This is a genomic window from Streptomyces bathyalis (genome assembly GCF_015910445.1).
Lineage (GTDB): Bacteria > Actinomycetota > Actinomycetes > Streptomycetales > Streptomycetaceae > Streptomyces > Streptomyces bathyalis.
Window position 1 is genome coordinate 1,056,940 of sequence record NZ_CP048882.1, and the last position, 23,885, is coordinate 1,080,824.

Below are 23,885 nucleotides of genomic sequence, written 5' to 3' on the forward strand. Positions count from 1 at the left end.
AAGTCGGTTCGGCGGGGGTCCGGGGCCGTGGCGTACCGCCGCGGCAGTGCCCGGGCTGTACCGCCTGTACGGAACGGCCCCTGGGACAGGGCCGGTTGACCCCGTTTTCCGTCTTCCTTCCTCGATTCCTCGAATCTCCTGCCGCAGCTGCGCCCTGCACCCGTGCTGTGCGCGCGGCCGGCACACCCTCATCGTCAGTCGTCACAACTGGAGTCCCGTGATGGACCGTCCGCCTCTGAACACCATCGCCGTCATCGGCCTCGGCACCATGGGCACCGGCATCGCCGACGTTCTCGCCCGTGCCGGCCGTGAGGTCATCGGCATCGACATCAGTGACGCCGCCGCGCGTCACGCAACCGCCGCCTTCGAAGCCTCCACCGCGCGCGCGGTGCAGCGCGAGCGGATGACGGAGGACGAGCGTCAGGAAGCGCTCGCCCGCTTCCGCACCTCGGGCGAACTGGAGGCCGCCGCCGAGGCGGACCTCGTCATCGAGGTCGTGCCGGAGGACTACGACACCAAGTGCCAGGTGTTCGCCGCGCTCGACACCGTCGTCAAGCCGGACACGATCCTCGCGACGGGCACCAACGCGCTCTCCGTGACCCGGCTCGCGGCCGACTCGGACCGCCCCGAGCGCGTGCTGGGTCTGCACTTCTTCCACCCCGCCCCGGCGATGAAGCTCGTCGAGGTCGTCTCCTCGGTGCTCACCTCCCCGGAGGCCGTCACCGCGGTGACCGAACTCGCCCGCGAGCTGGGCAAGGAGCCCGTCGCGGTCGGTGACCGGCCCGGATTCGTCGCCGACGGGCTGCTCTTCGGCTACCTCAACCAAGCCGCGGCGATGTACGAGTCGCGCTACGCCAGCCGCGAGGACATCGACAACGCGATGCGCCTCGGATGCGGGCTCCCCATGGGCCCGCTGGCCCTGCTCGACCTCATCGGCATCGACACCGCACGTACCGTGCTGGACGCGATGTACGCCGACTCCCACGACCGGCTCCACGCACCTGCCCCGATCCTGAGGCAGCTGAGCGACGCCGGTCTGACGGGCCAGAAGACCGGCCGGGGCTTCTACTCGTACGAGGCGCCCGGCTCCTCCGTCCTCATCGCCGACTCGGAGACACCGGACCGCGACGCCGCCCGCACCGAGGGCCGTCCCGTCTCGTCCGTCGGCGTCGCCGGCTCGGGCACCATGGCGAGCGGCATCGCCGAGGTCTTCGCCAAGGCCGGGTACGAGACGGTGCTCGCGGCGCGCAGCGAGGAGAAGGCGGAGGCGGCCAAGGCACGCGTCGCCAAGTCCTTCGAGCGTGCCGTGAAGAAGGGCCGGATGACCGAGGACGACCGGGTCGCCGCGCTCGGCCGCATCTCCCCCGCCGGTTCCCTGGAGGCGCTCTCGGGCGTCGACCTCGCGGTCGAGGCGGTCGCGGAGGACCTGGAGGTCAAGCGGGCCCTCTTCGCCAGGCTCGACGAGGTGTGCAAGCCCGGCGCGGTGCTGGCCACGACCACCAGCTCCCTTCCGGTGGTCGCCTGTGCCCGCGCCACGTCCCGTCCGCAGGACGTCATCGGCATGCACTTCTTCAACCCGGCGCCGGCGATGAAGCTCGTCGAGGTCGTGCGCACCGTGCTCACCGGCGACGAGGCTCACGCCACCATCCGCGAGGTCTGCGGAGGCATCCGCAAGCACCCCGTGGACTGCGGCGACCGGGCGGGATTCATCGTGAACGCGCTGCTCTTCCCGTACCTCAACAACGCCGTGAAGATGGTCGAGCAGCACTACGCCTCGCTCGACGACATCGACGCGGCCATGAAGCTCGGCGGCGGCTACCCGATGGGACCGTTCGAGCTGCTGGACGTCGTCGGCCTGGACGTCTCTCTCGCCATCGAGCAGGTGCTGCACAGGGAGTTCCGCGACCCGGGGCTGGCGCCGGCGCCGCTGCTGGAACACCTGGTCGCGGCGGGTTGCCTGGGGCGGAAGACGGGACGAGGTTTCCGCGAGTACGCACGGCGGTGACGCTTCTGTGAAGCGGGACAACCGGTGGGGCGGGCTGCTCGAGCCTTCCGCAGGCAGCCCGCCCCCCGACTCCGTCACGGCATGTAACGTTCCCCACATGTCAGACTCCGCGAAGCCGTCCCGTTCGCACACCGCCTCCTCCCAGCGCCTCAGGATGCGACGCGAGTTGGCGGCGGCGGCGATGGAGCTCTTCGCGACGAAGGGTTACGAGGCCACGACGGTCGACGAGATCGCGGCCACGGCGGGTGTCGCCCGGCGCACCTTCTTCCGGCACTTCCGCGCCAAGGAAGAGGCGATCTTCCCGGACCACGACGACACCCTCGTGCGGGCACAGGCGGTCCTGGAGGCAGCACCCGCCCACGAGAACCCGCTCGACACGGTGTGCCGCGGCATCAAAGAGGTCATGCGGATGTATGCGGCGTCTCCGAAGGGCAGCGTCGAGCGCTACAAGCTGACCCGCGAGGTGCCGGCGCTGCGCGAGCGCGAGATCGCCTCCGTCGCGCGCTACGAGCGGCTCTTCACGCGGTATCTGCTCGGCCACTTCGACGAGGCGGCCCACCGCGACGGCGACGACGATCCGCTCCTGGCGGAGGTCGCCGCCTCGGCGGTCGTCACGGCGCACAACCACGTGCTGCGCCGGTGGCTGCGCAGCGGTGGAGTGGGCGACGTGGAGGCGCAGTTGGACCACGCGTTCGCGATCGTACGCAGAACCTTCGGCACGGGCTTCGGGGCGAACCGGCTCGCGGCGCCCGAGCCGGCCGGCAGCCCGAACGGTGCCGTCGGTGCCGAGACCACGCGGGAGGACGAGGTGCTGGTCACCGTCGCCCGCACCGATACGCCGATCGGCGAGATCATGCGCACGATCGAGCAGGCACTGCGGGACTGAGCACCACCGGTCCGAGAAGAGCCGGCGGCTGACGGCCGCTGGCGAAACCTGCCCCAACGCGTGAACGTACACAGGGGGTTCGGCGATGCTGGCTCCATGACCGATGACCGTGACGTGGACGCGAACCGGCTGGCCTCCGAGTCGCTGGCCGAGGACGATCCGACGGGCTGGTTCGAGCGGCTCTACGCCGAGGCCGCCGCCGGTGGGGCGACCGTGCCGTGGGACCGCGACGAGCCGAACGCGCTGCTGGTCGAATGGGCCGAGCGGCAGGCACTCGACGTCACGGGAGAGCGTGCCCTCGTGGTCGGCTCCGGGCTCGGGCGGGACGCCGAATACGTGGCCGGCCTCGGGTTCCGCACAACCGCGTTCGACATCTCGCCGACGGCCGTCCGCGGTGCGCGCGAGCGCTTCCCCGACTCGGAAGTCGACTACGTCGTGGCCGATCTCCTGGACCCGCCCGCCGAGTGGGCCGGTGCCTTCGACCTCGTCGTGGAGTCGATCACGGTGCAGTCCATGCCGCTCTCGGTGCGCGCGGAAGTGATCGTCAACGTGGCCCGCACGGTGGCGCCCGGCGGGCGGCTGGTGGTCATCTCCGGCATCCGCGAGGAGGGCGAGCAGGTGGACGGTCCGCCGTGGCCGCTCACCCGCTCGGAACTGGACTCCTTCGCCGTCCACGGGCTGCGGGCCGCCCGGGTCGAGCAGGTGCCGCACCCCGGTGACCCCGGCGCCCTGCGGTGGCGCGCGGAGTTCCGGCGGCCGCGACCCGAGGGTGGCAGGTCCGCGTGACGCCGCCTGGGGGCGAAGGCCACGCGGACCTGCCGGGAGGTGCCCTCCGTCAGGAGCGCTTCGAAGCAGAACCCTGGGTGCCGGGAGCGGCGCACTCCGCGGGGAGCTTCACCTTTCCGGGCTTGTGCACGAAGGAGTCCATCTTCGCCCATTCGTCCAGTTCGGGGTCGTAGAGGTTCTGGAGACCGAACTGCAGCAACTGCCAGAACGTCCCCCTGTTGCGCTGGTCGACGTAGACGTCGGCGAGCGCGAGCGGGAACCGCAGGTGCAGCCCCGGAGGCCGCTGCGGCAGGACGACACCGACTCTCCAGTGATTCACCTGCCGGGGCTTGTTCAAGTGGAGGGTCTCCCGCCCGACGAACCGTGACCCCTCGAGGAACCGGTTCAGCGTGTTCCGGTTGAAGCCGGGGACCCTCGAGCAGGAATGCACGTTCAGGCCCGGCCACTTGAAGGTGATCGTGTAGAGCGTGTTGCGGTAGATCAGGTTCGTGAACCAGATGGGGTACTGCGGGCCTCCGGCGGTCATCTGGCTGTCGCCGTTCTTCCCCTCCCACGTGAACGGGACCGTGATGCCCAGGTCGCGGACGATCCACTTGCCCTTGCCGCGGAAGTCACGCGGGAGCTGAGGCGGCTGCGGCGTTCTCGGGTCGGTCGGTTTCGTCGCCGTCACGGCCCCGGAGGACGCCGTGGCCCCGGTCCGCGATTCGGCAGCGGCGGGCGGCAGGGTCGTGGCGACGACGGCGAGTGCTCCGGCGAGTGCGGCCGACGCGGCCGCGCGACGTGTGCGTGTCCAACCCATGGTCTCCCTCGGCTTCGAGTCGCGCGCCTGTGCGGCGCAGGGTTCAAACGCAGCGATGGGTCCAGAGGTCCCCGGGCGCCGTGGAAACCAAAACCGCCGCTCGGAGCAGGGCCTGTTCGGACCAGCGCGATTGCGGACCGGCGACCCGGCCGGGGTCGCAGCCGGGCGCGCACGGCGCGAGCGGTGCGAGCGGCGTCGCTCATGCGTGCGGACCCTCACATCAAGTGAGAGAATTTATTGGCACGCAGTGTCTTGTGCACTGGCACTGGGTGTCATACCTTGATGCATGTCCGGGCCCGTCCCAACGGCACCACACCCGTCCGCGCCCGGACGCCTGCGTCACAGGCAAACCCGCGCTCACCAGCGCCGCCAACTGCATCACCCGCCGAACCGACGGCACTGCCTCACACCCGACGACCCTCAAAGCGTCCTCTTCCACAGCGCTTCGCCGGAGGCATTACCGTGAACAAGATCCTTGACGCGATCCTCGCGTCCGACACGACCGCCGAAGACTTCGCGAACCTCTCCCTCCCGGAGTCCTACAGGGCGGTGACCGTCCACCGGGACGAGGCCGAGATGTTCGACGGTCTCCCCTCCCGGGAGAAGGACCCCCGCAAGTCCCTGCACCTGGACGAGGTTCCCGTGCCCGAACTGGGGCCGGGCGAGGCGCTGGTGGCCGTGATGGCCTCCTCCGTCAACTACAACTCCGTGTGGACCTCGCTCTTCGAGCCCATGTCCACCTTCGCGTTCCTGGAGCGCTACGGGCGCCTGTCCCCGCTGACCAAGCGGCACGACCTGCCCTACCACATCATCGGCTCCGACCTCGCCGGCGTCGTGCTGCGCACGGGCGCGGGCGTGAACAAGTGGGCGCCGGGCGACGAGGTCGTCGCGCACTGTCTCTCCGTCGAGCTGGAGTCGGCCGACGGCCACAACGACACGATGCTCGACCCGGAGCAGCGCATCTGGGGCTTCGAGACCAACTTCGGCGGCCTCGCGGAGATCGCGCTGGTCAAGACGAACCAGCTGATGCCGAAGCCGGACCACCTCAGCTGGGAGGAGGCCGCGGCTCCCGGCCTGGTCAACTCGACCGCCTACCGGCAGCTGGTCTCCCGCAACGGCGCCGGGATGAAGCAGGGCGACAACGTCCTCATCTGGGGCGCCAGCGGCGGACTCGGCTCGTACGCCACGCAGTTCGCGCTGGCCGGCGGCGCCAACCCGATCTGCGTCGTCTCCAGCGAGCAGAAGGCGGAGATCTGCCGCCGCATGGGCGCCGAGGCGATCATCGACCGCAACGCCGAGGGCTACAAGTTCTGGAAGGATGAGCACAACCAGGACCCGAAGGAGTGGAAGCGCTTCGGCAAGCGCATCCGCGAACTGACGGGCGGCGAAGACGTCGACATCGTCTTCGAGCACCCCGGACGCGAGACCTTCGGCGCGAGCGTCTACGTCACCCGCAAGGGCGGCACCATCGTCACCTGCGCCTCCACCTCGGGCTACGAGCACACCTACGACAACCGCTACCTGTGGATGTCGCTGAAGCGCATCGTCGGCTCGCACTTCGCCAACTACCGCGAGGCGTGGGAGGCCAACCGCCTCATCGCCAAGGGCAAGATCCACCCGACGCTCTCCCGCACGTACAACCTGGAGGAGACCGGCCAGGCCGCCCACGACGTGCACCGCAACGTCCACCAGGGCAAGGTCGGCGTCCTCGCGCTGGCTCCCGAGGAGGGCCTGGGCGTCCGCGACGCGGAGAAGCGCGCGAAGCACCTCGACTCGATCAACTTGTTCCGGGATGCCGAAGGCGAGCGGACCGACAAGCACAGCCGCGACACCGAAGGCGAGCGGACCGGCCAGCATGCCTGAGCGAGCCAAGGACCGGCCGTGGCTGATGCGCACGTACGCGGGTCACTCCACGGCCGAGGCGTCCAACGAGCTGTACCGGCGCAATCTCGCCAAGGGCCAGACCGGGCTCTCGGTCGCCTTCGACCTGCCGACGCAGACCGGCTACGACCCCGACCACGTCCTCGCACGTGGCGAGGTCGGCCGCGTCGGCGTGCCCGTCTCCCATGTGGCGGACATGCGGCGGCTGTTCGAGGACATCCCCCTCGAGCAGATGAACACCTCGATGACGATCAACGCCACGGCCATGTGGCTGCTGGCGCTGTACCAGGTCGTCGCGGAGGAGCACGGCGCCGACATCTCCAAGCTCCAGGGGACGACGCAGAACGACATCGTCAAGGAGTACCTCTCGCGGGGCACGCACGTCTTCCCCCCGGGCCCCTCGCTGCGTCTGACGACGGACATGATCGCCTACACCGTCGGCAACATCCCCAAGTGGAACCCCATCAACATCTGCAGCTACCACCTCCAGGAGGCCGGTGCCACGCCGGTCCAGGAGATCGCGTACGCGATGAGCACGGCGATCGCCGTACTCGACGCGGTGCGTGACTCGGGGCAGGTGCCGCAGGAGCGGATGGGCGACGTCGTGGCCCGGATCTCCTTCTTCGTCAACGCGGGCGTCCGCTTCGTCGAGGAGATGTGCAAGATGCGGGCCTTCACCCGCATCTGGGACCGCATCACCCGTGAGCGGTACGGCATCGAGAACGCGAAGCAGCGGCGCTTCCGCTACGGCGTGCAGGTCAACTCCCTGGGGCTGACGGAGGCCCAGCCGGAGAACAACATCCAGCGCATCGTGCTGGAGATGCTGGCTGTCACCCTCTCCAAGGACGCACGCGCCCGCGCCGTCCAACTGCCCGCCTGGAACGAGGCCTTGGGCCTGCCGCGGCCCTGGGACCAGCAGTGGTCCCTGCGGATCCAGCAGGTCCTGGCGGTGGAGAGCGACCTGCTCGAGTACGAGGACATCTTCGCCGGATCGCATGTCGTCGAGGCGAAGGTGAACGAACTCGTCGAGGCCTCCTTCGCGGAGATCGAGCACATCGAGAAGCTCGGCGGGGCCATGGCCGCCGTCGAATCGGGCTATCTGAAGTCGGAGTTGGTCGCCTCGCACGCCGAGCGCCGCGGCCGCATCGAGTCCGGCGAGGAGAAGATCGTCGGGGTCAACTGCTACGAGTCGACCGAGCCGAACCCGCTCACCGCCGACCTGGAGACGGCCATCCACACCGTCGACCCGGCGACCGAGGCACAGGTCGCGGAGGCCGTCCGGCGCTGGCGAGCCACCCGCGACGAGTCGCCGGACGCCGCCGCGCCACGCGCCCTCCAGCGGCTCAAGGACGCCGCCGCGACCGACGCCAACCTCATGGAGGCGACGCTGGAGTGCGCCCGGGCGGGCGTGACCACCGGCGAGTGGGCCGGCGCCCTGCGCGAGGTGTTCGGGGAGTTCCGCGCACCCACCGGCGTCAGCAGCGCCCCCGTGGCGGTGCCCGCCGAGGAAGGCTCCACGCTCGCCGATGTACGCCGCCGCGTGAAGCTGACCGCCGGGGAACTCGGCGTCGGCAAGCTCCGGCTGCTCGTGGGCAAGCCCGGCCTGGACGGGCACAGCAACGGAGCCGAGCAGATCGCCGTACGGGCCCGCGACGCGGGCTTCGAGGTGATCTACCAGGGCATCCGGCTCACGCCCGAGCAGATCTCCTCGGCCGCGGTCGCCGAGGACGTGCACTGCGTCGGCCTGTCCATCCTCTCCGGCTCGCACGCGGAGCTGGTGCCGGACGTGCTGGAGAGGCTGCGGCGTTCGGGCGCGGACGACGTCCCCGTCATCGTCGGCGGCATCATCCCCTCGGCCGACGCCACAGCGCTGCGCGAGGCCGGAGTCGCCGCCGTCTTCACCCCGAAGGACTTCGGCATCACCGAGATCATCGGCCGTATCGTCAACGAAATCCGCACAGCGAACAAGCTCGACCCCCTGGAGGTCCCCGCATGACAGCCCCGTCGGACACCGGCCAGGCATCCCGCACGCTGCGCCCCCGGCGCTCCTGCATGGCCGTGCCCGGAAGCAACCCCCGCTTCCTCGAGAAGGCGCAGGGCCTCCCCGCCGACCAGGTCTTCCTCGACCTGGAGGACGCCTGTGCGCCGCTGGCCAAGCCGGACGCCCGGCACACCATCGTGAAATTCCTCAACGAGGGTGACTGGACCGGCAAGACGCGCGTCGTCCGCGTCAACGACTGGACGACGCACTGGACCTACCGCGACGTGATCACCGTCGTCGAGGGCGCCGGGCAGAACCTCGACTGCATCATGCTGCCGAAGGTCCAGGACGCCCAGCAGGTCCAGGCCCTGGACATGCTCCTGACGCAGATCGAGACGACGATGGGCTTCGAGGTTGGCCGCATCGGCATCGAGGCGCAGATCGAGAACGCCAAGGGCCTGGTGAACGTCGACGAGATCGCCGCGTCGTCGCCCCGCATGGAGACGATCGTCTTCGGGCCGGCCGACTTCATGGCGTCCATCAACATGAAGTCCCTCGTCGTCGGCGAGCAGCCGCCCGGCTACCCGTCCGACGCCTACCACTACATCCTGATGCGGATCCTGATGGCCGCCCGCATGCACGACCTCCAGGCGATAGACGGCCCGTACCTGCAGATCAAGGACGTCGACGGCTTCCGCGAGGTGGCACAGCGTGCCGCAGCGCTCGGCTACGACGGCAAGTGGGTGCTGCACCCCGGGCAGGTCGAGGCCGCGAACGAGATCTTCTCCCCCTCCCAGGACGACTACGACCACGCGGAGATGATCCTCGACGCCTACGAGTACTTCACGTCCGAGAAGGGCGGCAAGAAGGGTTCGGCGATGCTCGGCGACGAGATGATCGACGAGGCGAGCCGCAAGATGGCCCTGGTCATCGCGGGCAAGGGCCGCGCCGCCGGGATGTCCCGCACGACGTCCTTCGAAGCACCGGAGGCCTGATCAGGATGCAGTTCGGCCGCACATACGAAGAGTTCACCGTCGGGGACGTCTACAAGCACTGGCCCGGCAAGACGGTGACCGAGTACGACGACCACCTGTTCTGTCTGCTCACGATGAACCACCACCCGCTCCACATGGACAGCAACTACGCGGAGCAGACGACCGACTTCGGCAAGAACGTGGTGGTGGGCAACTACGTCTACTCGCTGCTGCTGGGCATGTCCGTACCGGACGTGTCGGGGAAGGCCATCGCCAACCTGGAGATCGAGTCGCTCAAGCACGTTGCGCCGACCTTCCACGGCGACACGATCTACGGCGAGACCACGGTCCTCGACAAGATCCCGTCGAAGTCCAAGAGCGACCGCGGGATCGTGCACGTCGAGACCAAGGGCTACAACCAGGACGGCACGCTCGTCTGCGTCTTCCGCCGCAAGGTGATGGTGCCCACGGAGGCCTACATCAAGGAGCGCGGAGGCGAGCAGCCGGGCCGCCCCGAGCTGCGCGAGTCCGCCCCCGGCAAGGGCGCGGCAAAGGGAGGGAAGTGAGATGGGGCGCCTCGCACAGACGGAAGGTCTCACGGAGATCCAGCAGGAGATCCTCTCCACCGTCCGCAGCTTTGTCGACAAGGAGATTCTCCCGGTCGCGACGGAGCTCGAGCACCGCGACGAGTACCCGACCGAGATCGTCGAAGGCCTCAAGGAACTCGGCCTGTTCGGCCTGATGATCCCCGAGGAGTACGGCGGCCTCGGCGAGTCCCTCCTCACGTACGCCCTGTGCGTGGAGGAGATCGCCCGCGGCTGGATGAGCGTCTCGGGCATCATCAACACCCACTTCATCGTGGCGTACATGCTCAAGCAGCACGGCACCCAGGAGCAGAAGGACCATTTCCTGCCGAAGATGGCCACGGGCGAGGTGCGCGGCGCCTTCTCCATGTCGGAGCCGGGCCTGGGCTCGGACGTCTCCGCCATCTCCTCCAAGGGCGTCCGCGAGGGCGGTGACGACGGAGACTTCGTCCTCAACGGCCAGAAGATGTGGCTGACGAACGGCGGTTCCTCGACGCTGGTCGCGGTGCTCTGCCGCACGGACGAGGGACACCCCGAGGGGACGGCACCGCACAAGTCGATGACGACGTTCCTGGTGGAGAAGGAGCCGGGCTTCGGCGAGGTGCGGCCCGGGCTCACCATCCCCGGCAAGATCGACAAGATGGGCTACAAGGGCGTCGACACGACGGAGCTCATCATGCAGGACCTGCGGGTACCTGCGAACCGGGTACTCGGCGGGGAGACCGGCCGCGGCTTCTACCAGATGATGGACGGGGTCGAAGTCGGCCGCGTCAATGTCGCCGCGCGTGGTTGCGGTGTCGCCCAGCGCGCCTTCGAGCTGGGCATCGACTACGCACAGCAACGGCACACTTTCGGAAAGCCGATCGCGCAGCATCAGGCGATCCAGTTCAAGCTGGCCGAAATGGGGACGAAGGTGGAGGCCGCACACGCGCTGATGGTGGGCGCGGCCCGCAAGAAAGACGCCGGTCAGCGCAACGACCTCGAGGCGGGAATGGCCAAATACCTCGCCTCCGAGTACTGCAAGGAGGTCGTGGAGGACGCGTTTCGCATCCACGGCGGGTACGGTTTCTCCAAGGAGTACGAGATCGAGCGCCTCTACCGCGAGGCGCCGATGCTCTTGATCGGTGAAGGAACCGCCGAGATCCAGAAAATGATCGTAGGCCGCCGCCTGTTGGAGGAGTACCGCTTCCAGGGGTGATGTCCCTAATCGGGGTGTTTTCCTGCCAGCCGGGACGACATCCCGAACCGGGATTACGGGTACGGACTGTCGTAGTGGCTTGGCCAGTTGCCATCCGTAACCGATAACATCCCGAAAAGCCGCCGTCCCCCAATCGTTGCCGCGGCTCCCTCCGCTACGAAGGTCATACATGCCCCACAGCCCATCCTCCGCACCACGCGGACGAGTCCGCATCGCGCGCGGAGCGTCGCCGTGGCTTCTGCCGACCGTGGCCACCGCGGCCGTCGGCCTCCTCCGGGCCCGCCGCTCGAAGAAGGCGGCCGCGCTCGCCGTACCGGCGACAGCTCTCGCCGCGGGCATGCTCTGGTTCTTCCGCGACCCCGAGCGTGAGATCGCCCAGGGCCGCGTCATCTCTCCGGCCGACGGAGTGGTGCAGAGCATCATGCCGTGGCACGACGGACGTACGCGCGTCGCGATCTTCATGAGCCCGCTGAACGTCCACGTGAACCGCGCTCCGCTCGCGGGCACCGTGTCCTCCGTGGAGCACATCCCCGGCGGCTACGTCCCCGCGTTCAACAAGGAGAGCGAGAACAACGAGCGGGTCGTCTGGCACTTCGACACCGAGATCGGCGATGTGGAGATGATCCAGATCGCCGGCGCGGTGGCGCGCCGGATCGTCCCGTACGTGCCGCAGGGCTGCAAGGTCGAGCAAGGTGACCGCGTGGGGCTGATCCGCTTCGGCTCCCGCGTCGACGTCTACCTCCCCGACGGGGTCGAGGCCGGAGTCGAGGTCGGGCAGGCCACCACAGCGGGGGTGACTCGCCTTGACCGTGATTGATCCCGATACGCAGGCTGCCGCCTGGGTCGCAGAGGCCGAGGCGGACGATGACGACGAGATGCCGCTGTCCACGCGGCTGTCGATAGCCGACACCCTGACGCTGGGCAACGCCACGTGCGGCTTCATGGCGGTGTACTTCACCACCACCGGCGTCCTCATCCCGCATCTGACGGGCAGCGAGGACGGCGGCATGGCCCGGCACAGTGCCGCGACCGCCGTGATGCTGATGCTGCTGGCGTCGGTCTTCGACCTCTTCGACGGACTGGTGGCCCGGAAGCTGCGCAGCTCGGCCATGGGCGCGGAGCTGGACAACCTCTCCGACCTCATCAGCTTCGGCCTCGCGCCCGCCTTCTTCGTGGCCACGTGGGGCATGGTCGCCAACGACGCCAATCAGCATGTGTCGGTGGTCGCCGCCGTCGTGGTGCTTCTGGCGGTGGTGCTGCGGCTTGCGAGGTTCTCGTGCGTGCCCATGCGTGACGGCATGTTCCAGGGCATGCCCGGGCCGTTCGGAGCGCTGACGGTCGTCTCGATCGTGCTGCTGGAGCTGCCGTTCGTGCCGACTCTGCTGGCCATCATGGGCGTCGCGTGGCTGATGGTGAGCCGCGTCGAGTACCCGAAGCCGACGGGACGGCTGGCCGTGGCGATGCTCGGCTGGATCATCGCGAGCATGGGGCTGCTGGCGGCCTGGGCGTTCGACGCCCCGGGCGGCGAGCTGCTGCTGCAGACCGGCTGCGCGCTGCAGGTCGTGCTCGGCGCCGTCATCCCGCTCTTCGCGACGGCCCGCCGCGTGCACACCTTCCGCGACAACCGCCGCGAAGCGAGAACCGCCGCACAGGGCTAGCGAGCCCACGTAGGCGGCACGGCAGCGCGGCCCAGGGGACGGAACGATGCTGGGGCCCGGGTTTCGACCCGGGCCCCAGTGCTGTCTGTTCGCGGTCTGCAGGGGCTCGCTCACCCGTGCCGTACAGTCGGCAGCGAGAGTTCCTCGCACGCCTGCTCCCACGCAGGCGCCGCTCTCGACGAATGACGACGCCGGCCGCCGACGGCCGGGGACAGGTCCGCGCATTGTTCGTGATGACCGATCACCCCCGGGGCGGACGCAGCTTCCCCGAAAAAGCCGATGGACACGGCAACACCCCGTCCATCGCCGGGAGCCATCCGCTCCGGCTGTGACGGCCGGCTTCTGATCACTCCGAGGCGGACGCGTCGCCGCCCCACCTCGGTCGGGCGCGGGGCCGTTGACGAAGCGTCGCCTCGACGCCCAGGGCGCGAAAGAGCGGCTCCCACGACGAACAGGAACGCTGATGGCACACGAGCACTCCCTTCCTGGGCCGGGCCTCGCCGAGGTCCGCATCACGGCGGCCTCCCCCGAGGTCGCCCGGCAGGTGGCGCAGACGCTGCGCGCACGGTTCGCGAGCACGGAACAGCGCAGCTACCCCGCCGGCGACACCGGAACAGGCACCCGTCTCTACCTCACAGTGGATGCCGAGGCACTGCCCCAGGGGCCGTCACTGCAGCCGCCCGGACACGTGGTGCCAGGAACCAGGCAGGGATGGACGTAGCCGGGAGCTTCGCGGATCCGCACCGGCCAGACGGCCTCCCGGTCCGCCTCGCTCTGTTGCCTGCGCGCACGGAACCACTGTGGTGTGACGGCACTTGGTGGCCCCGCTCACACGACCTCGGCCGGGAGCTTCCCACTCTCATCACCGCGCTGGAAGAACGCTGGCCGGGCATCACCCGAGTCACGGTCAGCCGTGCGATGTGGCGAATCCGCCCCGAGAGCCTGGCACTTGACGAGAACCGCAGCGTACGAATCGACCGGTGCGATGTCACTCCGGATCCGCACACGATACGTCTGCGCTCCGACGAGAGCCGCTGCGACCTGCTGGTGACACCCCCGGGCGCGGAGTGGGCGGGCCGGAATACGAGGCCGTGGCAGGCCCGTTGAGCCTCGCGGCGGAGTAGGCTGGCGACATCGAGGGCTTTCCGTGCACCGCTAGCTCATACGGGTGCCGTTCTTGGTGATGGAAGACACCGGGCTGTTTCACCGGCCCGAGTCAGGTACGCGTCATGCACGTGACCCCGGACCGCACTCAGCTGATCCACGAGCCGTATTCCGCACCGCCGCTCCGCCTCGCCCTCAAGCCGCAGGACGCCCCTGCGGGCCTGCTGGACGGAGCCTGGTGGCCGCACTCCCGTAATCTCCTGCGTGAACTCCCCGTTCTCACGGACGTGTTGGACCGCCTGTGGGGACGCGTCACGCGGATCTCCGTGAACCCCACGCACTGGCCGGTCGTCCCGCGCAAGGTGCCGGTCACCGGCCATCTGGTCAAGGTCGGGTGGTTCAGGGCGGAGCAGGACCCGCACAAGGTCGTGCTGCTGTCCTACCGCGTCGGCCGCATGGACCTGCTGGTGATACCGCCTGCGACGAGCGTGGCGACCGCCGCCCGTCTGATGGCCGCCGCGACTCACACCGGCCTCCGCCTCACCGCGAGTGAACTCGTCGCAGCAGACGACGTGGTTCAAGCCCTCACGGAGGGACAGCGCACGCAGGAGGAGGCGTGGGAATCCGAGGGCGGCTCCGCTCCCGTGACCGCGTCCGCTCCACGCGTTCCGTCCGTGCGGGCCCGCTCGGGCGGGATGTGACGGTGATGGACACGCTCGTCACCGTCGGCGTCGTCCTGGCGATCAGCATCCTGGGCTCACTCGTCATCCGCCGGCTCCACCAAAGACAGGCGCTCCGGCTCGCGAGCATGCACCACGGACGTTTCCGGCCCGGTGAGGAGGACCGCGGAAGGCGCGGCCGAGGCCACCGGCCGGTCCCGTCCCTGCGCGGACGTGTTCGCCGCGACCACCGTGACGGCCGTCGTGGGCGCCACCTCTCGCGGCGACGCGGCAACGGCCGCCAATGACCGAGGCTTCCATCCGCGTCCGGCGGCAGTCCGCTGCCGCAGGACGCGAACGGGACCTCATGGCCCTTCCCCTCCGAGGAGCGTTCGATGAGCGCACAACCGCCTGCGTCCGTCCCCCCTGAGAACCCCCGGCCCCCGGACCGCGCGGTGTACGAACCGGCGCGCAGCACGAGCACCGTTCCGCGACCCGGAAGCGACTTCGCACAGTTGTCGAAACGGATCGTGGCCGCTGGTCTGATGCGCCGGCGAACCGGCTACTACACGCTTCGGATCACGCTCGTGATCGTGCTGTACGCCGTGGGCTGGGCCGTGTTCCTGCTGCTCGGCGAGAGCTGGTGGAGCCTGGCCGTGGCCGGGTATCTGGCGCTCGTGTTCGGGCAAGTGGCACTCGTGGCACACGACGTGGCCCACCGCCAGGTCTTCCGGCGGCGCAGGGCGAGTGAGCGCGTCGGGCGGCTCGCCGGAAACCTGGGCATCGGCATGGGCTACGGCTGGTGGCAGGACAAGCACACCCGGCACCACGCCCATCCCAACCATGAGGAGCTGGACCCGGACGTCACGCCCGACCTGTTGGTGTGGAACCAGGCTCAGGCACGGTCAGCACGGGGCCTGACGCGGCTGATCGGGCGCACGCAGGCCTTCCTGTTCTTACCGCTGCTCGCTCTGGAAGGCTTCAATCTGCACGTCTCAGGGGTGAGAGCGCTGAGGAACCGGGCGGTGAAACGGCGCGGCCTGGAGGGGAGCTTGCTGTTCGCGCACTTCGGGCTGTATCTGACAGCGCTGTTCCTGGTGCTTCCGCCGGTCCTGGCCCTGACCTTCATTGCGGTCCACCAGTGTCTGTTCGGCCTCTACCTCGGTTCCATCTTCGCCCCCAACCACAAGGGAATGCCGATGATGCGGGGTGAGGAACGCCCGGATTTCCTGCGGCGTCAGGTGCTCACGTCGCGGAACGTGTGCGGCGGATGGTTCACGGACATCGCGCTGGGCGGACTGAACCACCAGATCGAGCACCACCTCTTCCCCAGCATGCCGAGCCCGCAGCTCCGCAAGGCCCAACCCATGGTCCGGCAGTACTGCGCGGAGATGGGTGTGGACTACCTCGAGACCGGGCTCATCGCCTCATACCGGCAGGCGCTCAGGAGTCTGCACCACGCCGGAGCGCCCCTCCGGACGGACCGCTCCCGGTGACACCGGGCGCCGCAGCGGCTGCCTCCGGCGCGGCCGACCCCCTCGTACCCGGCCAGCGGGTCAGGCGGCGACGAGGGGCCCGTCCACTCAGAGGCAGTCCTCGGCGAGACGTTCCGCCAGCTGTTCCAGGAGGGGGCCTGCCTGCGAGATGCAGCGGGCCGTGTCCTTCTCCAAGTCCGTGAGGGCGTAGACGCGCTCGATGCCGGTGCCCTTGAGGGCCTTGTTGTCGAGGGCGAGCCGTCCGCACACCGCGAGGACGGGCTTGCCCGCCTTACGCGCCGCGGCGGCGACGCCCGCGGGGGCCTTGCCGTGGAGGGTCTGCTCGTCGAGCGAGCCCTCCCCGGTGATCACCAGGTCGGCGTTCTGCAGGGCGCGGGCGAAGCCCAGCACCTCCAGCAGCACGTCGATGCCGGGACGGAACGTCGCATTCAGGCCGACCAGCGCGCCGTAGCCGATGCCGCCGGCCGCGCCCGCGCCGGGTGCCTCCGCGGTCTCAGCCGCTCTCGGCCCCACCGAGTCGCCCATCACTCGCACGAAGTGCGTCAGCGCCGCGTCGAGGACCTTCACGTCCTCCTCGCCCGCGCCCTTCTGCGGGCCGTAGACCGCGGCGGCGCCCTTCGGGCCGGTGAGCGGGTTGTCGACGTCGCTGGCGAGCACGACCTGGATGTCCTTGAGGCGTTCGTCGAGGCCCGAGAGATCGGCGGAGACCATCTCCACAAGCGGTCCGCCGCCGTGCGGCACAGGGTCGCCGTCCTCGTCGAGGAACCGGGCACCGAGCGCTTCGAGCATGCCGGCGCCGCCGTCCGTCGTCGCGGAGCCGCCCACGCCGAGGACGATGGTGCGGGCGCCCGCCTCGACGGCGGCGAGAAGCAGTTCGCCGGTGCCGCGCGTCGTGGCGGTCAGCGGTGCGAAGACGCCTGGCGGCATCAGTTCCAGCCCGGAGGCCTCGGCCATCTCGACCACGGCCGTTCCGTCGCGCAGCGCGAAGGCCGCGGTGACGGGGGCGCCGAGCGGTCCGGTGACCTCCACCTCGTGGCGCTCGAAGCCGCCGGCGACCGCTGCCGCCACCGTCCCGTCGCCGCCGTCGGCCACGGGGAGCGATTCCACGCTCGCGCCGGGCCGCGCCCGCCTGATCCCTGCTGTGATCCGCTCGGCGACCTCGACGGCCGTCAGCGAGCCCTTGAACTTGTCCGCGGCGATCAGTACGCGCGCCGTCGTCGTCATGGTTCTGCCCCTGGGTCTGTTTACGTTCGAACAGGCAGTCGCGCCGGTGCGACCTTATCCGTCACGGGCCCCCTGCCACCATGGGCTATGCAACGACTGCCCTTCCGGGCTTCCCGTGCCGAAGGTCCCGGAAGGCCCGGCCCGAAGGTCCGGGCGGGGAGATCCGCCGGGGCTCGGCGGCCCGCCGGAGCCTCAGGAGCGCCGCCGCAGCTCCCGCCAGACCGCCCGAGCCGCATGATGTCCGGACATTCCGTGCACCCCCGGGCCGGGCGGCGTGGAGGAGGAGCACAGGAAGACAGCCGGGTGGGCGGTGCTGTAGGGGACGGACGTCAGCTTCGGACGGATCAGAAGCTGGAGCCCGTCGGCCGCACCCGCGCAGAAGTCGCCGCCGACGTAATTGGCGTTGCGGGCGGCCAGTTGGGGCGGTCCGGCCGTGGCACGCGCCAGCACCAGGTCGCGGAACCCCGGTGCGAAACGCTCCAGTTGGGCTTCGACGGCCTCGGTGGCGTCGCCCTCCCAGCCGTTCGGGACGTGCCCGTACGCCCAGAAGACGTGCTTGCCCTTCGGCGCTCGGGACTTGTCGACCAGGCTCGGCTGTGCGGTGATCAGGAAGGGCCGCTCCGGCGCGTGACCCGAGACGGCGGCCTTGAGGGCGGTGCCGATCGCGCCCGCCGTCGGGCCGACGTGGACGGTGCCCGCGCGGCGGGCCGCCTCGGACGTCCACGGCACGGGCCCGTCCAGCGCATAGTCGATCTTGAAGACGCCGGCTCCGTAGCGGAAGCCGTCGTAGGCGTTGCCGAGCCCCGCGATGCGGGCGAGCGCACGGGGCGAGGTGTCGAAGATGTAGGCGCGGGCCGGGGGCAGTTCGTCGAGGCGCTTCACCTCCGTGCCGGTGTGGATCTGCCCGCCCTGCGCGCGTAGATACGCGGCGAGAGCGTCCGAGATGGCCTGTGAGCCGCCGCGCGGCAGCGGCCAGCCGGCCCTGTGCGCGGCCAAGGCGAAGGTCAGGGCCGCTCCGCTCATGGCGGGGGTGGACAGCGGGGCGATGACGTGACCGCCGAGGCCGGCCATGAGTGCGCGCGCCTTCTCGTCGCGGAAGCGGAGGTTGAGCAGGTTCACCGGCTGCAGCGCCGTCAGCCCGAACCGGGCGAGCAGCAGCGGGTTGTAGGGGAAGCGGCCGTTGAACCACGAACCCATGCCGAGGAAGTCGGCAGCGAGGGTCTCCCACTTGGCGAGGAACGGCTCGACCATGCGCCGGTAGGTACCGGCGTCACGCGGACCGAGCGAGACGGCCGTCTCGCTGACGGAGCGGGAGAGGACGGCTGCCGTGCCGTCAGGGAAGGGGTTGGCCATGCACAGTTCGGGGTGCAGCCACTCCAGCCCGTACTTCTCCAGCGGCATGCTGTTGAACGCGGGGGAAACCGCCGCCGTGGGATGCACCGCGGAGCACGGGTCGTGCCGGAATCCCGACAGCGTGAGTTCCTCCGTGCGGGCTCCGCCGCCCACGGTCTCCTTCGCCTCGAAGAGTTCGACGGAGAAGCCGCGTCGGGCCAGTTCGACCGCCGCGGTCAGCCCGTTGGGGCCTGCTCCGACGACGACCGCGTCACGGATCGATGGCACTGTCGGCTCTCCCCTCGCCTATGAGGTCGCGCGCCGCACCGGTCAGCGTCCGGCGCGCAGCAGCCCCACCATACGCCGGGCCGTACCGGCGTCCCGCGCCGCGGTGAACGGCAGCGCGTTGCCTCCGGCGAGACGGAACGGCTCCCCCGCGACGGTGCGGCTCTCGCCGCCCGCCTCCGCCACCAGGAGCAGCCCAGCCGCGTGGTCCCACGCGGCCTCCCAGCTGAAGGCGACGGCGTCGACGCGGCCGCGCGCCACCGACAGATACTCCAGCCCGGCGGACCCGCAGGGGCGGGGTGCCACACCCTCGGTACGCAGCCCGAGCAGCGACCGCTTCTGCTCGTCGGTGGTGAAGTCCGGGTGGGAGGTGGCCACTTCGAGGACCTTGTCCTCCTCGGGGGACCCGGCGCACAGCACGTCTCCGTTGAGCAGCGCGCCGCCGCGGTGCCGGGCGATCGCCATCTCGTCCGGGACGGGTGCGTAGGTCCAGGAGGCGAGGAGCTCGCCGTAGCGGGCGAGGGCGACCAGTGTGCAGAAGCCCTCGTGGCCGCGTACGAACTGCCGTGTGCCGTCGATCGGGTCCACGATCCACACGGGTGCGTCGCCGTGCAGGGCTTCGTACGTGGCGGGCTTGGCGTGCACCGCCTCCTCCCCGACGACGACGGAGCCGGGCAGCAGGGCCACCAGCTCCCTGGACAGCTGCTCCTCCGCGCGCTGATCGGCGACGGTCACGAGGTCGTGGGGGCCGCTCTTCTGCACCACTTCGTCATCGGCGAGCTGACGCCAACGCGGCGTCACCTCCTCCGCGACAGCCCTGCGCACAGCGCCCTCGACTGCTGTCACCAGCTCATCGTCGATCATGCGCCCATCAAAGCACGGGGTGCCCGCGGTGCGCCCTCCCCCTGCCTCCGGGGTTCCTGCCGACGTCAACGCCCCACCGCGTAGCCCTGCATGCCGCGCGGGTTGGCGCCGGCGCTGAGCACCCCGGTCTCCGGGTCACGCGCGACGGCGCACAGCCGGCCCTCCGACCAGGCCGGGCCGATCTCGACGTCGTGACCGCGCCGGCGCAGCCCGTCGGTCACCGCCTGCGGCGCCCGGGCCTCGATGGTGACGTTGCCGGGCCGCATCGCTCGCGGATAGAAGGAGCCGGGGAAGCTCTCGGTGTGCCAGTTGGGGGCGTCGATCGCGCCCTGAAGGTCGAGCCCGCCGCGTACGTGCGGGCGCAGCGCTGCGGCGAGGAAGAAGTGGAGCTGCCACTGGTCCTGCTGGTCGCCGCCGGGCGTACCGAACGCGAGCACGGGCCGGCCGTCTCGCAGCGCCAGCGACGGCGTGAGCGTGGTGCGGGGGCGGCGGCCCGGCGTCAGGGAGTTGGGCAGGCCGGGCTCCAGCCAGGTCATCTGGAGCCGGGTGCCGAGCGGGAAGCCGAGTTCGGGGACGACCGGGTTGGAGTGGAGCCAGCCGCCGCTGGGGGTGGCGCTGATCATGTTGCCCCAGCGGTCCACGACGTCGATGTGGCAGGTGTCGCCGCGGGTGACCCCGTCGCGGGCGACGGTGGGCTCTCCGGCTCCGGCCGAGACGGCCAGGGGGTCGAACCCGGCCTGGCCGCTTGCGACAGCGGTCGCGTGCGCGGACAGGCGGGGCTCGCGGCCGTCGGGGCTGCCGGGGCGCAGTTCGCGGGAGGCGCTGTCGCCGATGAGGGCGCGCCGCGCGGAGTTGTACCCGTCGGAGAGCAGCGCCTCGACGGGAACGGCGGAGGGGCCGTCGGCGTCCCCGTACCACGCCTCGCGGTCTGCCATGGCGAGCTTGGTGCCCTCGATGAGGCGATGGACGAACGCCCCGTCCCCCGAGGCGGATCCGGTCGGCGCGTCGTCGAACTGCACGTCCGCGGCGGTCACTTCGTCCGGCAGGAGCGCGAGCTGCTGGAGCAGGGCGGGGCCTTGGGACCAGGGGCCCGCCTTGCAGACCGTCCAGCCGTTCCAGTCGTAGGTGACGGGGTCCTCGTACGTGGCCTCCCAGCTCGCGAGGTCGTCGCCGGTGAGGGTGCCGGTGTGGCGCTCCCCCGAGGTGTCCATGGTGGGCCGGGCGGAGGCCGCGAGGAGGGCGTCGGCGACGAAGCCCTCACGCCATGTTCGGCGCGCGGCTTCGATGACCTGTTCGCGCCCCGGTCCGGCAGCGGCGGCCTCGGACAGCAGCCGCTGCCAGGTCGCGGCCAGCGCCGGATTCTTCAGCAGCGAGCCGGGGGCGGGCGCTCGGCCGTCCGCGAGGTACAGGGCCGCGGAGGTGGGCCATTCCGTCTCGAAGAGTTCCCGTACGGTCTCCACCGTCTCGCCGACGCGTTCGACCGCGGGGTGGCCGCGCTCGGCGTAGCCGATGGCGTAGCCGAGGATCCGCTCCAGGGACTGAGTGCCGTGGTCGCGCAGCAGCGTCATCCACGCGTCGAAGGCGCCCGGCACGGCGGCGGCCAGGGGGCCGGTGCCGGGGACGAGTTCGAGGCCGAGGGACGTGTAGTGCTCCACGGTCGCGCCGCGCGGTGCTACGCCCTGCCCGCACAGCACCTTTACGGGGCCGTCTGCGGGGGCGATGAGGATGGGCACCTCGCCGGCGGGGCCGTTCAGGTGCGGTTCGACGACCTGCAGCACGAAGCCCGCGGCGACGGCGGCGTCGTAGGCGTTGCCGCCGTCCTCCAGCACGGCCATCGCGGTCTGCGAGGCGAGCCAGTGGGTGGAGGAGGCCATGCCGAAGGTGCCTTGGAGGGTGGGGCGGGTCGTGAACACGGGTGGTGCGGCTCCCTGCTTCGTGGGCTGTGCTTTGTGGGCTGGTGTGCTGTCGGGTTCTTCTGCCGTCGGGTTCCCCTTGTGCTTGCGGTGATCCGCCGGCTTGTTCAGGTGCCGGAGTGTGCCGTCGCTGCCGCGTCCGGCGCGGTTCCGTCGTCCGCCACGAGGTGACAGGCGACCATGCGCCCGCCGTTCGCTCCGGGCAGTGTGCGGTGCTCGGGCGCCTGCGTACGGCACCGTTCGACCGCGAGGGGACAGCGGGTGTGGAAGCGGCAGTGGTCCACAGTCTGTGCCGTGCCCGCGGCCTTGGGGAAGACGGGGCCGGTCAGATCGCCCTGCAGCACGATCCGCTGCCGTGCGCGCTGAACGGGCGGGTCGGGCACGGGCACGGCGGAGAGCAGTGCCTGCGTGTACGGGTGCTTCGGCGCGGCGAACAGGTCGGCGGCCGGGGCCACTTCGATGATCTCGCCGAGGTACATGACGGCGATGCGGTCGGCCAGGAACTCCACGGCGGCCAGGTCGTGCGTGATGAACAGGCAGCCGAAGCCGCGGTCGCGCTGAAGGTCCGCCAGCAGGTTGAGCACGGATGCCTGCACGGAGACGTCGAGGGCCGACGTCGGCTCGTCCGCGACGAGCAGCATCGGGTCCACGGCGAGCGCACGGGCGATGGAGACGCGCTGACGCTGCCCGCCGGACAGCTCGTGCGGGCGGCGTTCGGCCGTCCCGGGCGGCAGCCCGACCTGGCCCAGCAGCTTCTCCACACGCTCCCGCAGCTCGGAACCGCTCGCCATCCGGTGCAGCGTGAGCGGTTCGCCGACGATGCGGGAGACGCGCATCCGCGGGTCCAGCGACGCGGAGGGGTCCTGGTAGACGATGTTGAAGTCCTTGCGCAGGGGGCGCAGTTTGCGGGGTGAGAGCCGCGTGATGTCGGTGCCGCCGATGCGGACCGTGCCGGCGGTGGGGGTGTCGAGCCGCACGATGCATCGTCCGACAGTCGACTTGCCGGAGCCGGACTCACCGACGAGGCCCACGACTTCGCCGCGTCCCACGGTCAGGGACACCCCGTCGACGGCACGAACCGTGCCGCGTCCACGGGGTGCGGTGAAGTGCCGTACCAGGCCGTCCACTTCGAGGGCGGATGCGTCCACCGCCGCGCCGGTGGTCCCTTCTGCGGGCTTGTTCACGGTGCTCCCTCCCCTGCGTGGCCGGCGAGTTCGCCGGTTCCGGTCAGCGGGTGCCGGCAGGCCACGGTGTGCCCGCGCCCGACGTGGTCGCCGTCCGTCTCCGCGGGCCTGGTGAGCACGGGCCGCGACGCGGTGCACACCTCATCGGCGCGTGGGCAGCGCGGCGCGAAGGTGCACTCGTCCGGCTGGACGGAGAGTCCGGGGACGATGCCGGGGATCTCGCGCAGCCGCGCCCGCTCACCCGCGGGGGCGGCGGCCGTCGCACCGGGACGTGGCACGGCGCCGAGCAGACCGCGGGTGTAGGGGTGGCGGGGCTGCGCGAACAGGTCGTCGACGCGGGCGTGTTCGACGGCACGCCCTGCGTACATCACCAGCACGCGGTCGGCGGTGTGCGCGACGACACCGAGGTCGTGGGTGATCAGCACGACGGCGGTGCCCAGCCGCTCCCGCAGCGAGGTCAGCACGTCGAGGATGCCTGCCTGCACCGTCACGTCCAGTGCCGTCGTGGGTTCGTCCGCGATGAGCACCGCGGGATCACAGGCCACGGCGATGGCGATCATCACGCGCTGGCGCATGCCGCCGGAGAGCTGGTGCGGATACTCGTGTACGCGCCGCTCCGGCGCGGGAATGCCCACCAGCTCCAGCAGTTCGACGGCGCGCCGCTTCGCCTGCCGCCTGTCCATGCCCTTGTGGCGCCGGAGGACCTCGCCGATCTGGCGTCCCACGCTCAGCACCGGGTTGAGGGACGTCATCGGCTCCTGGAAGATCATGGACAGCTCGGTGCCGCGCACACCGCGCAGCAACTTCTCCTCGGCGCCCACCAGTTCGCGTCCGCGGAGCGTCACGGAGCCGCTCACGCGCGCCGTTCCGGGCAGCAGGCCCATCACGGCCAGCGACGTGACGGACTTGCCGCAGCCCGACTCGCCCACCACGGCGAGCACTTCGCCCGGCTCGACGTCGAATCCGACGCCGTCGACGGCGTGTACGTCGCCCTCCTCGCCGCGGAAGGTGACGGCGAGGTCGCTGACGCGCAGCACGGGGTCCTTGCGGCCGGCAGCGGAGTCACCGGCTG

General features: G+C 70.5%; 21 protein-coding genes. 14 read left to right on the plus strand and 7 right to left on the minus strand.

The window, feature by feature from the left end:
* The first annotated feature begins 220 nt into the window (after positions 1-220).
* The 3 genes from G4Z16_RS04695 to G4Z16_RS04705 all read left to right on the plus strand — a co-directional run bounded on the left by G4Z16_RS04695 (position 221) and on the right by G4Z16_RS04705 (position 3,677).
* A complete protein-coding gene (locus tag G4Z16_RS04695; RefSeq protein ID WP_197349325.1) occupies positions 221-2,005 on the plus strand; it encodes a 3-hydroxyacyl-CoA dehydrogenase family protein in 1,785 nt (594 codons plus the stop codon).
* A gap of 97 nt (positions 2,006-2,102) precedes the next feature.
* Positions 2,103-2,891: a TetR family transcriptional regulator gene (locus G4Z16_RS04700; protein ID WP_197349326.1), complete on the plus strand. Its 789-nt coding sequence runs from the start codon at positions 2,103-2,105 to the stop codon at positions 2,889-2,891.
* Positions 2,892-2,987: 96 nt separating this feature from the next.
* Positions 2,988-3,677, plus strand: coding sequence for a class I SAM-dependent methyltransferase (locus G4Z16_RS04705; RefSeq protein ID WP_197349327.1), 690 nt, complete (start codon positions 2,988-2,990; stop codon positions 3,675-3,677).
* Positions 3,678-3,726: 49 nt separating this feature from the next.
* Here the strand turns inward: G4Z16_RS04705 and G4Z16_RS04710 are convergent, their stop codons facing one another.
* Positions 3,727-4,476: a hypothetical protein gene (locus G4Z16_RS04710; RefSeq protein ID WP_197349328.1), complete on the minus strand. Its 750-nt coding sequence runs from the start codon at positions 4,474-4,476 to the stop codon at positions 3,727-3,729.
* A 462-nt stretch (positions 4,477-4,938) separates the two neighbouring features.
* On the opposite strand from G4Z16_RS04710, the gene ccrA reads away from it, so the two are divergent.
* The 11 genes from ccrA (at position 4,939) to G4Z16_RS04760 (ending at position 16,011) form a co-directional block, all read left to right on the plus strand.
* Positions 4,939-6,339 (plus strand): crotonyl-CoA carboxylase/reductase, encoded by a 1,401-nt coding sequence (gene ccrA / locus G4Z16_RS04715; protein ID WP_197349329.1) that lies wholly within the window; start codon positions 4,939-4,941, stop codon positions 6,337-6,339.
* Positions 6,332-8,353 carry a protein meaA gene (locus G4Z16_RS04720; protein WP_197349330.1) on the plus strand — a complete coding sequence of 674 codons (2,022 nt, stop codon included), beginning with the start codon at positions 6,332-6,334 and terminating at the stop codon, positions 8,351-8,353. Before ccrA ends, G4Z16_RS04720 begins: the two co-directional genes overlap by 8 nt.
* Positions 8,350-9,333, plus strand: coding sequence for an HpcH/HpaI aldolase/citrate lyase family protein (locus tag G4Z16_RS04725; RefSeq protein ID WP_197349331.1), 984 nt, complete (start codon positions 8,350-8,352; stop codon positions 9,331-9,333). Before G4Z16_RS04720 ends, G4Z16_RS04725 begins: the two co-directional genes overlap by 4 nt.
* 5 nt (positions 9,334-9,338) lie before the next feature.
* A complete protein-coding gene (locus G4Z16_RS04730; protein WP_197349332.1) occupies positions 9,339-9,878 on the plus strand; it encodes a MaoC family dehydratase in 540 nt (179 codons plus the stop codon).
* 1 nt (position 9,879) lies between these two features.
* A complete protein-coding gene (locus G4Z16_RS04735; protein WP_197349333.1) occupies positions 9,880-11,094 on the plus strand; it encodes an acyl-CoA dehydrogenase family protein in 1,215 nt (404 codons plus the stop codon).
* A 169-nt stretch (positions 11,095-11,263) separates the two neighbouring features.
* Positions 11,264-11,911 (plus strand): phosphatidylserine decarboxylase, encoded by a 648-nt coding sequence (locus G4Z16_RS04740; protein WP_197349334.1) that lies wholly within the window; start codon positions 11,264-11,266, stop codon positions 11,909-11,911.
* Positions 11,898-12,752 carry a CDP-diacylglycerol--serine O-phosphatidyltransferase gene (gene pssA / locus G4Z16_RS04745; RefSeq protein WP_197349335.1) on the plus strand — a complete coding sequence of 285 codons (855 nt, stop codon included), beginning with the start codon at positions 11,898-11,900 and terminating at the stop codon, positions 12,750-12,752. Before G4Z16_RS04740 ends, pssA begins: the two co-directional genes overlap by 14 nt.
* A 463-nt stretch (positions 12,753-13,215) precedes the next feature.
* The gene (locus G4Z16_RS04750) at positions 13,216-13,473 is read left to right on the plus strand and encodes a hypothetical protein (RefSeq protein ID WP_197349336.1); all 258 of its coding nucleotides are present in this window, start codon (positions 13,216-13,218) and stop codon (positions 13,471-13,473) included.
* Positions 13,464-13,859: a DUF5994 family protein gene (locus G4Z16_RS32315; protein ID WP_246530681.1), complete on the plus strand. Its 396-nt coding sequence runs from the start codon at positions 13,464-13,466 to the stop codon at positions 13,857-13,859. Before G4Z16_RS04750 ends, G4Z16_RS32315 begins: the two co-directional genes overlap by 10 nt.
* Positions 13,860-13,981: 122 nt before the next feature.
* Positions 13,982-14,557 carry a DUF5994 family protein gene (locus tag G4Z16_RS04755; RefSeq protein WP_197349337.1) on the plus strand — a complete coding sequence of 192 codons (576 nt, stop codon included), beginning with the start codon at positions 13,982-13,984 and terminating at the stop codon, positions 14,555-14,557.
* A gap of 353 nt (positions 14,558-14,910) precedes the next feature.
* The gene (locus G4Z16_RS04760) at positions 14,911-16,011 is read left to right on the plus strand and encodes a fatty acid desaturase family protein (RefSeq protein ID WP_197349338.1); all 1,101 of its coding nucleotides are present in this window, start codon (positions 14,911-14,913) and stop codon (positions 16,009-16,011) included.
* 87 nt (positions 16,012-16,098) lie between these two features.
* Here G4Z16_RS04760 and G4Z16_RS04765 read toward each other — a convergent pair whose 3' ends face one another.
* The 6 genes from G4Z16_RS04765 to G4Z16_RS04790 form a co-directional block, all read right to left on the minus strand.
* Positions 16,099-17,235, minus strand: a complete 1,137-nt coding sequence (locus tag G4Z16_RS04765; RefSeq protein WP_197349339.1) for a glycerate kinase — start codon at positions 17,233-17,235, stop codon at positions 16,099-16,101.
* A gap of 192 nt (positions 17,236-17,427) precedes the next feature.
* Positions 17,428-18,855: a phytoene desaturase family protein gene (locus G4Z16_RS04770; protein WP_197349340.1), complete on the minus strand. Its 1,428-nt coding sequence runs from the start codon at positions 18,853-18,855 to the stop codon at positions 17,428-17,430.
* 42 nt (positions 18,856-18,897) lie between these two features.
* The gene (locus G4Z16_RS04775) at positions 18,898-19,716 is read right to left on the minus strand and encodes an inositol monophosphatase family protein (protein ID WP_197349341.1); all 819 of its coding nucleotides are present in this window, start codon (positions 19,714-19,716) and stop codon (positions 18,898-18,900) included.
* Positions 19,717-19,781: 65 nt separating this feature from the next.
* Positions 19,782-21,629, minus strand: a complete 1,848-nt coding sequence (locus tag G4Z16_RS04780; protein WP_197349342.1) for a gamma-glutamyltransferase family protein — start codon at positions 21,627-21,629, stop codon at positions 19,782-19,784.
* A 107-nt stretch (positions 21,630-21,736) separates the two neighbouring features.
* Positions 21,737-22,813: an ABC transporter ATP-binding protein gene (locus G4Z16_RS04785; RefSeq protein WP_197349343.1), complete on the minus strand. Its 1,077-nt coding sequence runs from the start codon at positions 22,811-22,813 to the stop codon at positions 21,737-21,739.
* Positions 22,810-23,850, minus strand: a complete 1,041-nt coding sequence (locus G4Z16_RS04790; RefSeq protein WP_246531211.1) for an ABC transporter ATP-binding protein — start codon at positions 23,848-23,850, stop codon at positions 22,810-22,812. Before G4Z16_RS04790 ends, G4Z16_RS04785 begins: the two co-directional genes overlap by 4 nt.
* Positions 23,851-23,885 lie beyond the last annotated feature (35 nt).